The sequence below is a fragment of the Scytonema millei VB511283 genome, from assembly GCF_000817735.3.
Lineage (GTDB): Bacteria > Cyanobacteriota > Cyanobacteriia > Cyanobacteriales > Chroococcidiopsidaceae > Chroococcidiopsis > Chroococcidiopsis millei_B.
This window is the reverse complement of sequence record NZ_JTJC03000009.1, coordinates 127,618-138,483: the sequence shown is the minus strand read 5'-3', so window position 1 is coordinate 138,483 and position 10,866 is coordinate 127,618. Positions and strand designations below refer to the sequence as shown.

Sequence of the window (10,866 nt, the reverse complement as noted above, 5' to 3'; positions counted from 1 at the left end):
CTGAATCCATCCCGAACTCAGGTGTGAAACGCGACTGCGGCGACGATACTCTGGGGGTTGCCCCACGGCACAATAGCTCCGCGCCAGGTCGATTTTTCCTCAAAAGCCTCGCTCTCAATCGCGGGGCTTTTGCTATGATACACATCGTAAAGTCTTGTGTTAGTTAAACTTACATACTAAGGTACAGAGTAGATTCTTTTTAAAAGAGATATAGATAAAGTTAATGCAGAGCAAGCAAAATTTGATAGCTCTCAGAAAGACACAGTTTCAGCAGCGCCTCTTACTCAACCATCAGTTGATTGAAATAGTCAAGCATACAGAAAGTCACGCTTTTTTGACAAATCCAGCTGCTCACAATGTTTATCTATACTTGACGAACTACATCCGAGTTTGTTCTGAAGCTTGGTTCAAAACTAAGTTGACAACTTTGCGCGTACTAGATTGGGGATGCGGTAAAGGTCACATTTCTTTTTTACTACGTGAAATGGGTGCTACGGTAACTAGTTGTGATGTAACTAGTGGTGCAGCATTTGGTCAGGATGCGCCTATCATCGATCGCACATCCATATCAGTCGTCTCTTTAGAACATCCCTATTTACTTCCCTTTGATGATGCTAGCTTTGATGTCGTCCTGAGTTTTGGTGTTCTAGAACACGTTTCAAACGATCTTGCATCTTTACATGAAATTCGGCGAGTACTCAGTCCACAAGGCTTATTCTTTTGTTTCTTCTTGCCCTACTACTTGTCTTGGACTCAACGACTAGCACATTTACGGGGAAATTTTTATCACGATCGCTTGTATAGTAAAAAATTAGTGAAAAACCTCCTTAGCCAGAGTCAGTTCCAGCTCATCGATCTCTGGCATAGACAACTTCTACCTAAAAATCGTATTTCCTACGTTAATCATCATAGTTTTGAAAGCTTAGATCGGTGGCTGACTGAAAACACTTTCCTCAAATACATTGCTACTAATATTGAGTTTGTAGCTTTCAAAAATTAAACTCAGTTCATATGGAAGAGCTATATATTTCAACCATATGTTACCTGTAGACTTAAATTTGCTGAGTACTCATTGCTAACATACGCTGTAGTGGGTTCAAGGCAGCCGTGACGATTTCTTCTGATAATTCAATTTCTGGGCTGCGGTTCTTCATTGCTAAATAAAGCTTTTCTAAAGTATTCAATCGCATATACGGGCATTCATTGCAATTACAATTACTATTTATTGGTGGTGCAGGAATAAAATTCTTATGAGCAGCTTCTTTCCGCATTTGATGAATAATTCCTGGTTCAGTGGCGACGATAAAAGAATTCGCAGAACTCTTTTGACAATATTTTAACAAAGCTGTTGTAGAACCAACATAATCTGCATGGCGCAAGATAGGAGATTCGCATTCAGGGTGAGCTAAAACTTCCGCTGCTGGATGCTGAATTTTTAATTGAACGAGTTTCTTTTCTGAAAATGTTTCATGGACGATACAGCTGCCTTGCCACAACAACATATTTCGACCAGTTTGTTGCATGACATATCGCCCTAAATTGCGGTCTGGAGCAAAAATAATTGGTCGATCTAGAGGGATTTGGCGTACAATCTGCACCGCATTAGAACTGGTACAAATAATATCGCTCATCGCCTTAATTTCGGCAGTACAGTTAATATAAGAAATGACTAAGTGGTCTGGATGTGCTGCTTTGAAAGCGGCAAACTCTTGAGCAGGACAACTATCTGCTAAAGAACAACCTGCTGCTAAATCTGGCAAAAGTACGAGTTTATTAGGATTGAGAATCTTGGCTGTTTCTGCCATGAAGTGAACGCCAGCAAAGACAATAACTTCAGCATTAGTCTTCGCAGCTTGTTGAGCCAACCCTAATGAGTCGCCAATATAATCAGCAATGTCTTGAATGTCTGGTTCTTGATAGTAGTGTGCCAGAATCACAGCGTTCAGCTCTTGTTTTAAAGCTTGAATTGCTGCAAACAAGTCTACAGGTATTTCACGGGTTGGATTATTTTGGACGATCGCAGTTGTAAACACAATTCAAATAGATAAAACTTACAATTTCTAGTCTCTTGCAATTATAGTACTTTTTACCAAAACTAGGTGCTGGTCGAGGCAAAATCTTTCCTAACACCTAACGGCAGTGCCAAAAGCCGTCATGCTTTTCTATGCTGGATAAAGAGAAGATCGGGAATGAAGCATGACCAGTCAAAGCAAACAGGATGAAACAACCGTCATTGCAGTTGTCGGTGATATTCACGACCAATGGGAAGCAGCAGATGGCATAACATTGCAAAAACTAGGCATCGACCTTGCATTATTTGTAGGTGACTACGGCAATGAATCAGTAGATGTAGTCAAAGCGATCGCCGATCTCGACATTCCTAAAGCAGCAGTGTTTGGCAACCACGACGCTTGGTATACCGCTACTGCGTGGGGTCGCCAGAAGTGTCCTTACGATCGAAAAAAAGAGGACTGGGTGCAAGAACAAATAGACTTATTAGGAGAAACCCATGTTGGTTATGGCAAACTAGACTTTCCTAAACTAAATTTAACCGTTGTTGGTAGCCGTCCGTTTACTTGGGGTGGTTCGAGCTGGAAAAACGAAGACTTCTATCAAGAAAGATTTGGCGTAGCAAGCTTTGAGGAGTCTACCGCACGCATTGTAGCAGCAGCTCGTAGCGCTACCTACGATACCGTCATTTTTCTCGGACATAACGGACCATCAGGATTAGGAGATTGCCCTGAAGACCCTTGTGGCAAGGACTGGCAACCCTTGGGGGGTGACTTTGGCGATCCAGATTTGACAGAGGCGATCGCGCAAACTCGTGCCACCGGAAAAAAGATTCCTTTGGTCGCATTTGGTCATATGCACCATAAACTACGTCACACCCAAAAGTACTTGCGTAAGCCAGTCCATATTGCCCGCGAGACAGTGTACCTCAATGCTGCTAGCGTACCTAGAATCATTGAAAATGGCGGCGATCGCCAGCGCAATTTTTCCTTAGTCTATCTGCAATCTGGGATGGTATCTCAAGTGTCTCTTGTTTGGGTAGATCGAGACGATCGAATAGCATCAGAGCAAATCCTTTATCAGCAACAAAGTCAGCTCGTGCAGCCTGCATAGAAAATAGAATGTGCTATCATTTATTAGCTTTTATATCTAGCTAACAGCTAGTAGCTAAATTGGAGAGGTGGCAGAGTGGTCGATTGCGTTCGACTTGAAATCGAATGTTCCGAAAGGAACCGTGAGTTCGAATCTCACCCTCTCCGTTAATCATTTTCCCGTTCTGCCAGTTCTAACCAACGTTCGGTTGCCGTGTCGATTGCTTGCACTAATTGAGCTAACTGCTCCGATAGCTGCTGCATTTCAGTAAAATCGCCGGGAGGATTGTTGTAGAAAATCTTTTCTAACTCTTCCTTTTGCGCTTCCATCTGGGGAATTTGAGTCTCTAGCGTTTCATATTCCCGTTTTTCTTTGAAAGATAGCTTGCGCGAGGACGCGGGAGTCGGGAGTCGGGAGTCGGGAGTCGGGAATGAAGTTTGACTTTTGACTTTTGACTTTTGACTTATTTCCTTTTCTTCCTCTTCAGCTTGCTTGTATTCCAAATACACAGAGTAGTTGCCTGGATATTGACGCAGATTTCCACCAGGTTCGATCGCAAAAATAGTCTCCACCGCGCGATCGAGAAAATAGCGATCGTGGGAAACAACGATCGCGCAACCGTTAAACTCTTCTAGATACTCTTCTAATACCGCTAGCGTTTGTACGTCTAAATCGTTTGTCGGTTCGTCTAAAATCAACACGTTGGGCGCACTCATCAGCACGCGCAACAAAAACAACCGCCGCTTTTCTCCGCCAGACAGCATGTGGATGGGTGCATATTGCTGGTTGGGGGGAAACAGAAACCGTTCCAACATTTGGGAAGCCGTGATGATGCTACCATCTGCTGTTTTAACCAACTCCGCTACATCTTTGAGATATTCGATAACGCGCTGGTTTTCATTCAGCATCAAATCTTCCGAATGCTGGTCAAAATAACCAAGATGAATTGTCGAACCAATTTCCACCGTACCGGAGTCAGGCTGCACTCGTCCGGTAACAATATCCATCAGCGTCGATTTACCCGCGCCGTTACTGCCAATAATGCCAATGCGGTCTTCGGGATTAAATGTATATGTAAAGTCTTTAATAAGAGTGCGATCGCCGTAAGACTTACTAATCTTTTCTAACTCAATTACCTTTTTCCCAATCCGCCGACCTGGAGTAGAAATTTCTACCTTACCCTGCACTTGCTTAAATTCCCGCGCCTGCATCTCGTATATGCGATCGATCCTGGCTTTTTGCTTAGTGCTACGGGCTTTTGGTCCTCGTTTTAACCATTCCAACTCTCGCCGTAATACTCCGGCATGTTTGCGCTGACTGCCGACGGCTGATTCTTCTGCTTCTGCCTTTTTTTCTAGATAATAAGCATAGTTACCGGAATAAGTATAAAGGTCACCGCGATCGATCTCGATAATGCGATTTGTGACCCGATCTAAAAAATAGCGATCGTGAGTGATGAGTAACAGCGCACCGCGAAACCGAGTTAGATAACTCTGCAACCACTCAACAGATAGTGCATCTAAATGGTTTGTCGGTTCGTCCATTAACAACACATCTGGTTCCGACAGTAAAGCTGCTGCTAGGGCGATCCGCTTGCGGTAGCCCCCAGAAAGATTGCTAATTTTGGCATCAAAGTCTTCAATTCCTAACTTGCTAAGAATGACTTTAGCATTAGTTTCTACTTCCCATGCTCCCAATGCTTCAATCTGCTGGGAAACATTTGACAACTGCGCCATGAGTTTATCGAGATCGCCCTGTCCGTGCGCCAGCTTATCTGAAATTTCTTCATATTCCCGCACTAGCGCCATCTGTTCGCCACCATCGGCAAATACTTGTTCTAAAACAGTACGATTCTCATCTAAATTTGGCTGTTGGGGTAGGTAGACAATTTTAGCTCCCGAATTGACCCAAATCTCACCGCTATCTATTGGTTCTAGTCCCGCGATCGCTTTAAGTAATGTTGATTTACCAGAACCATTTACCCCAATTAGCCCGACTTTATCGCCTTCATCCAGGCTAAAGCTAGCATCTTTCAAGATTTCCTTGATGCCAAAGTCTTTTTTAACCGATCGCAGCGTGAAAATAGTCATGGGTTATAGGTGATCTACCAGTGATCTAGTCTAACGTTGATGCGTAGGGGCGGGTTTTGACCAAAGATTGCTGGTTGGGGCGATCTCTCTACTGGCTAAACCCGCCCGTACAAAAGTCAAAACCGTTATTTTCAGTGAGTTGAGACAAACCAGTCGATTAATTTACGCGCAATACTCAACTTTGGGGGAATTGGAGGTAAATTATGCTTGTTAAACCAACCAGCATCCACTAATTCTTCTGGTTCGATCGCAATTTCACCGCTAGCATAGGTAGCTGTAAAACCAATCATCAGAGAATTGGGAAAAGGCCAAGGTTGGGAACCAAAATAACGAATGTCTTTGACCTCAATCCCGACTTCTTCGCGCACTTCTCGCACTACCGTTTCTTCTAGCGATTCGCCTGGTTCGACAAATCCAGCTAATATACTGTACATCTTGGGTGGAAATCTGTGAGCGCGGGCTAATAACAATTCCTCACCGCGAGAGATGAGGACGATAACCGCAGGTGAGAGGCGGGGATAATTAACCAAACCACAGTTGGGACAGCGTTTCGCGCGTTCGTGGGGTAATTGGGTGGTAGGAGTGGCGCAGTAGCCGCAGTATTGATGGGTACGATTCCATTCAACGATTTGAATGGCGCGACCGCTCAAAATAAATAAATCTTCGTCCAACGTGCCGTATAATTCTCGCAGCCCTTGTAATGACATGCCTACAGGTGTAGATATATCTTGAGGGAGTTCAGCACAATAGCAGGGGCGATCGCCTAACGTACCGAGAAATTGCGTTCGTATAGGAGTTAAGCCAATCTCTTCTAAACTAGTAAGTTGTGGGATTTGGTTCGCTGTTTCTTCCTGATGTACGAGTAGTTTGTTACCTGCAAAGGCAAACCACCAGGCGGGTACGGATTGTTCTACGGGTGGAGTAATGCCAGGGATAAAGGTACGATGCATTGTTAAAGCGCGTTGGGGTCAAAGATCCGATCTTAGGTCACGGCATCAGCCGTAGGCGTTAGCGTAGCGTTAGGCGCAGAGGCGCAAAGAAGAGCGCAAAAGTTGATATTGTAGGGGCGGGTTTTCACCAAAAATCTTATACTCGCATTGAGGAACTTGATAAACCCGCCCTGCTGAATTTAATGTGAGGAGATGGTGCAGCGCAAACCTACCACGGCAGAAATTCAAGCGGCATACGGACGCACGGTTCCAGATATTATTGCTCCAAATTTAAATGTTTTGTTTTGCGGGATTAATCCTAGTCTCTATAGTGCTGCTGTCGGACATCACTTTGCCCGCCCTGGAAATCGCTTTTGGCGATCGCTTCACGCTGCTGGTTACACAGAACGGGTGCTGTCACCGTTTGAAGACCGCAATCTGTTACAGTTTGGTTATGGTTTGACAAATATCGTCGATCGCGCCACGGCTAGGGCAGATGAGTTAAAAGCTGGGGAATTAATCCTCGGTCAACAGCAGTTAGCAGTCAAGATCCAACAATATCAACCGCAATTTTTAGCTATTTTGGGTATCAGCGCCTACCGGACGGCATTTCACCAACCCAAAGCTGTCATGGGAAGACAACCTGAGTTGCTGTCTGGTACGACAATTTGGGTATTACCTAACCCAAGTGGGTTAAACGCTCATTATCAAATAGCAGATCTTACGCGGGTGTATCGAGAATTGCTGCTGGCTGCGAAGCATTGAGCGCCTCTTGACTGAGTACTTCGATCGCTGTCTTTAACCAATCAATATAAGTCTGTTCTTTGCGAATTGCTAGCTCTAATACTAGTCGTTGCATCAACTGTTCGCGATTAGCTGTAAGATTGCTCAACGTTGGTAGTTCTATTTGCTCGCATTCTGCTAACTTCTCGCGTCGTGCTGCTAGCTGTCGTTCTAATAAGTGAATCGTAGCTTCATTTGACAGATGTGCGGCGAAAAATAATTGAATTGGTAGCGGATCTCTTACTGTTGGTATGGGTTGAGGGCTTTGTAGCCACTCCATTAATTCGGCAATTCCTGCTTCAGTGACGCTGTAAACTTTACGATTGGGGCGATCGCGTTGAATTTCAACCTTATAGGTAATCCATCCTTGCTCGACTAGTTTATCAAGGGTTCGATAAATTTGTGCTTGATCCGCAGACCACAAGAATGCAATACAGCGATCGAAACAGCTTGTCTTCAGGTCGTAACCCGTCCTTTCTGCTTGCAACAGGAAGCCTAAAATTGCGTGTGCTAGTGACATACGGTTTTCTGTATATAAAGTAGTAAATTCCCCATCTTTTACTACCGATCTAATTCTATGCTACTATATGACTAGTCTTATATAAGAGGCATCAATTATAATGATGCGAGTGACGACTTCCCATTACAAAAAACGCTGACACAACGATACAAGGCTCGGACGTAGAACGTTTAGGAGACGGGTAGATGGAACTGTGTTAACGATAAAGTGTTAACAATAAATAGAGTCGCGATCGCCTGCCCATCAAATCTAAGTTGCGATTCGCATGTAATATTGTCAAAAACCGTTAACCGTTAAACTCCATCTGTAATAAATACCGCAGCAGAGATTTCAACGATTAAAGACTATCGTAACGGGAGGATGGATTCCATTGACTTCTCACAAATTGCTACAACGAATACATCGACATCAATACCTGCGCGATTTGCGTAACAAATTGCTCTATTTACACCGCGTATTATTAGATACCGAACGCATTGCTTACGAACAAGTCAGCGGGCGAGTGTCAAGTGGAGAATTGTTACAACTAGCGATCGATCGCGAACAATTTGCTTGGCTGCATCGCATCTCTGAATTAATCGTGCAAATTGATGAAATGTTGCAAGCAGATGAGCCAGTTACTCCAGGTATTATCAAAGAGTTGACTGCTTATACCCGCACGCTATTAACACCATGTGAAACAGGCGATGAGTTTGCTAGAAGATACTACAATGCCTTTCAGCAAGAACCAGCCGTCGTGTTAGCACACGCAGAAGTAACGCAGTTGCTAAATAGTCATTAGTCATTGGTCATTTGAAGATTTTGAGGGGCAGGCATCTTGTCTGCCCTTCATTGTTTGCAGTTTTACTCTTACTAGTCACTCATTGCAACCGGATTTTAATCTGAGTTTTAGAAGGCAAAATATATCGATCGTCATATTTGCATTCAGCTAAAATACAAGATATTCTTGTCGATAAAGAGTGAAATTTGAATGTGTAAAAACCGTACAAGTTGCAGCTAAAATCAAGTAAAAAAACATATTAGCTAGCAACAACTTCTAAAAACATGTATTGAATTAAGCAGCTATAGGACTCAGATTTAATTTTTGAAATCTACGTAGGATGCGTTATGCGATCGTGCTAACGCATCACTCTCAGTTTTTGGTGCGTTACGCGCCTTGCGTAACACACCCTACCCATACTGAAGAGCGATAAGTAATAGCCGATCGTATGTCACATATGGCGATCGCAAGCTAAAATGTGAAATTGTGTGAAATTTAGCTTCTCTAGCTGCTAGAAAAAATTTAGCTCACATTCATGGAATTCTCAGCTACAGAGCCTAATATCAACTAATGTTAAGTATAAAGACCTGAGTATGTGCCGTTTACTTGGCTACCTAGGTGAAACTGTATCTCTAGAAAAACTGCTGTACAAACCAGAACACTCACTGATTGTCCAAAGCTATCAACCCCGTGAGATGAATTCTGGATTACTGAATGCAGATGGCTTTGGGGTTGGTTGGTATCACGCCCAGCGCGACACAAATCCGTTCGCATATAAAAGCGTCCTGCCAATTTGGAACGATGTCAATCTACCTAGTTTGAGTCGCTATGTCGAATCTAGCTGCGTGCTTGCCTACGTCCGCAGTGCTACGCCGGGACAAGCAGTCGATTTAAGTAACTGTCAACCATTTGACAATCAAAAGCTTTTGTGCATACACAATGGCAGAGTCGAGAATTTTCGCCAAACTATTTATCGTCCAATCCGCGATCGCCTCAGCGATTTTGCTTACCAGGCAATTCAAGGCAGTACTGACTCAGAACACATATTTGCGCTATTACTAGATGAAGTCCAAGCCAATCCCTCTATGAGTTTAGAGCAAGCATTATCAGCTACCATAAACAATCTCGATCTATTGGCTAAGTCTCATCAAACTAGAGCTTCGGCAAACTTGCTGATAAGCGACGGCAAGCGTCTAATTGCTTCTCGTTTTGCCAGCGATCGCAACTCTCCCTCTCTCTACTGGCTGCGAGACGATCCAGCATTTCCAGCCGCAGTCATCATTGCTTCCGAACCTTTATTTAAAGGTGACTGGCACTCTATTCCAGAACATAGCATCGTCAGTGTAGGAGAAGACCTTGAAATCAAGTTCCATCAAATTTAGAGCCAGCGATCGCCAGCAGCAACGCCACCAACTAAGAGAATGGTACGAGCAGTGTCGTCAAGAAACGTTAGCTGTATTCGAGCAAGTAGACGAGGAAACCTTCTGCGCTCAAGCACACCCCGACTTTAGCCCTGTGGGATGGCATTTTGGTCATATTGCTTACACAGAGTCATTATGGCTGCGCGAACGTAATGCGGGACTAGCACCGCTATTTCCCGAACATCGCCGCCTGTTTATGGCTGACGGTTTACCAAAATGCGATCGCGTTAAGTTACCAGGTAAAGCCGTTATTCGTCACTATCTCAATACAGTCAGGCAAGAAGTTTTACAAATCCTCGAAACAATAGACTTAGATCGACACGAACGCCTGTGGCGCTGGATGCTACAACACGAAAGCCAACACTGCGAGACGATCGCGTTTTTATTACAGTTATCAGTTATCAGTTATCAGTTATCAGTTGTCAGTTGTCAGGGAGCAGGGACGAATAACCAACTACCAACTACCAACTACCAACTACCAACTACCAACTACCAAAATCAAATGATAAAGATCCCTGCTGGCTACTTCGAGCAGGGGAGTAATACCATTGACGCTTTAGATAACGAGCGTCCGGCGCATCAAGTTTATTTAGATACCTACTGGATCGATCGCTATCCCGTGACTTGCGCTGAATATCGCCTGTTTATGCAGGCGAAAGGCTATCACAATCCGGTGTGGTGGTCGGAAAATGGTTGGCAATGGTTGCAACAAGAAAAGATCGATCGACCCCTCTACTGGATAGAAGATCTGCAATACGATAATCATCCCGTTTGTGGTGTCAGTTGGTACGAAGCCGAAGCTTATGCCAAATTTGCAGACAAACGCTTACCTACAGAAGCTGAGTGGGAAAAAGCTGCTAGTTGGGATGCATTAAATCATCGACATCGCACCTATCCTTGGGGGGAAGTAGAGCTAGACCTAGAGCGGTGCAATCACAACTACGCGATCGCGCAGACAACACCAGTCAACGCCTATCCCAACGGACGCAGCGCCTATGGTTGTGAAGATATGTTGGGCAATGTTTGGGAATGGACGGCTTCTATATTTGATGGCTACGAAGGTTTTACCAGTTATCCCTACACTGGTTACTCCCAAGTTTATTTTGACGGACAGCATCAAGTTCTTAAAGGTGGCAGTTGGGCAACTCGTCCTTGGGCGCTAAGAACGAGTTTTCGCAACTGGTATCATCCTCAAGTGCGGCAAATTTTAGCTGGGTTTCGGTGTGTAAAGAATTGAGTGGCTAGTGGCTGGTGGCTAGCA

10 protein-coding genes and 1 tRNA gene are annotated in these 10,866 nt (G+C 44.2%); 7 read left to right on the top strand and 4 right to left on the bottom strand.

Annotated features, from left to right (window positions below):
- Window positions 1-223: 223 nt before the first annotated feature.
- Complete coding sequence (locus QH73_RS23855) at window positions 224-1,000, top strand: class I SAM-dependent methyltransferase (RefSeq protein ID WP_039713575.1); 777 nt, start codon at window positions 224-226, stop codon at window positions 998-1,000.
- A gap of 52 nt (window positions 1,001-1,052) precedes the next feature.
- On the opposite strand, the gene nadA is transcribed toward QH73_RS23855, so the two are convergent.
- A complete protein-coding gene (gene nadA, locus QH73_RS23850; protein ID WP_039713574.1) occupies window positions 1,053-2,033 on the bottom strand; it encodes a quinolinate synthase NadA in 981 nt (326 codons plus the stop codon).
- Window positions 2,034-2,196: 163 nt separating this feature from the next.
- On the opposite strand from nadA, the gene QH73_RS23845 reads away from it, so the two are divergent.
- Both QH73_RS23845 and QH73_RS23840 read left to right on the top strand, forming a co-directional pair.
- Window positions 2,197-3,123 carry a TIGR04168 family protein gene (locus QH73_RS23845; RefSeq protein WP_039713573.1) on the top strand — a complete coding sequence of 309 codons (927 nt, stop codon included), beginning with the start codon at window positions 2,197-2,199 and terminating at the stop codon, window positions 3,121-3,123.
- Window positions 3,124-3,184: 61 nt separating this feature from the next.
- A tRNA-Ser gene (locus tag QH73_RS23840) sits at window positions 3,185-3,269 on the top strand.
- Here QH73_RS23840 and QH73_RS23835 read toward each other — a convergent pair.
- A complete protein-coding gene (locus QH73_RS23835; RefSeq protein ID WP_039713572.1) occupies window positions 3,270-5,192 on the bottom strand; it encodes an ABC-F family ATP-binding cassette domain-containing protein in 1,923 nt (640 codons plus the stop codon). It lies immediately after the preceding tRNA gene.
- A 131-nt stretch (window positions 5,193-5,323) separates the two neighbouring features.
- Window positions 5,324-6,142 carry an NAD(+) diphosphatase gene (gene nudC / locus QH73_RS23830; protein ID WP_039713571.1) on the bottom strand — a complete coding sequence of 273 codons (819 nt, stop codon included), beginning with the start codon at window positions 6,140-6,142 and terminating at the stop codon, window positions 5,324-5,326.
- A 192-nt stretch (window positions 6,143-6,334) separates the two neighbouring features.
- On the opposite strand from nudC, the gene mug reads away from it, so the two are divergent.
- Entirely contained in the window at window positions 6,335-6,886 is a 552-nt protein-coding gene (gene mug, locus QH73_RS23825; protein WP_039713570.1) for a G/U mismatch-specific DNA glycosylase, read from the top strand.
- Here mug and QH73_RS23820 read toward each other — a convergent pair.
- On the bottom strand, window positions 6,843-7,424 hold the full coding sequence (locus QH73_RS23820; RefSeq protein ID WP_039713569.1) for a PadR family transcriptional regulator: 582 nt from the start codon (window positions 7,422-7,424) through the stop codon (window positions 6,843-6,845). The two genes, mug and QH73_RS23820, sit on opposite strands and share 44 nt — an antisense overlap.
- Before the next feature lie 370 nt (window positions 7,425-7,794).
- Here QH73_RS23820 and QH73_RS23815 point away from each other — a divergent pair, with 370 nt between their 5' ends.
- From QH73_RS23815 to QH73_RS23805, 3 genes are all read left to right on the top strand, one after another.
- Window positions 7,795-8,205, top strand: coding sequence for a hypothetical protein (locus QH73_RS23815; protein ID WP_132867508.1), 411 nt, complete (start codon window positions 7,795-7,797; stop codon window positions 8,203-8,205).
- Window positions 8,206-8,777: 572 nt separating this feature from the next.
- Complete coding sequence (gene egtC / locus QH73_RS23810; protein WP_039713568.1) at window positions 8,778-9,566, top strand: ergothioneine biosynthesis protein EgtC; 789 nt, start codon at window positions 8,778-8,780, stop codon at window positions 9,564-9,566.
- Window positions 9,556-10,842, top strand: coding sequence for an SUMF1/EgtB/PvdO family nonheme iron enzyme (locus QH73_RS23805; RefSeq protein WP_052289912.1), 1,287 nt, complete (start codon window positions 9,556-9,558; stop codon window positions 10,840-10,842). Before egtC ends, QH73_RS23805 begins: the two co-directional genes overlap by 11 nt.
- The last annotated feature ends 24 nt before the right edge of the window (window positions 10,843-10,866 follow it).

Bases quoted from the DNA above. Each gene is read 5' to 3' on its own strand.
- QH73_RS23855 (WP_039713575.1), top strand. From the start codon at position 224: ATGCAGAGCAAGCAAAATTTGATAGCTCTCAGAAAGACACAGTTTCAG.
- QH73_RS23845 (WP_039713573.1), top strand. From the start codon at position 2,197: ATGACCAGTCAAAGCAAACAGGATGAAACAACCGTCATTGCAGTTGTC.
- QH73_RS23835 (WP_039713572.1), bottom strand. From the start codon at position 5,192: ATGACTATTTTCACGCTGCGATCGGTTAAAAAAGACTTTGGCATCAAG.
- nudC (WP_039713571.1), bottom strand. From the start codon at position 6,142: ATGCATCGTACCTTTATCCCTGGCATTACTCCACCCGTAGAACAATCC.
- mug (WP_039713570.1), top strand. From the start codon at position 6,335: ATGGTGCAGCGCAAACCTACCACGGCAGAAATTCAAGCGGCATACGGA.
- QH73_RS23820 (WP_039713569.1), bottom strand. From the start codon at position 7,424: ATGTCACTAGCACACGCAATTTTAGGCTTCCTGTTGCAAGCAGAAAGG.
- egtC (WP_039713568.1), top strand. From the start codon at position 8,778: ATGTGCCGTTTACTTGGCTACCTAGGTGAAACTGTATCTCTAGAAAAA.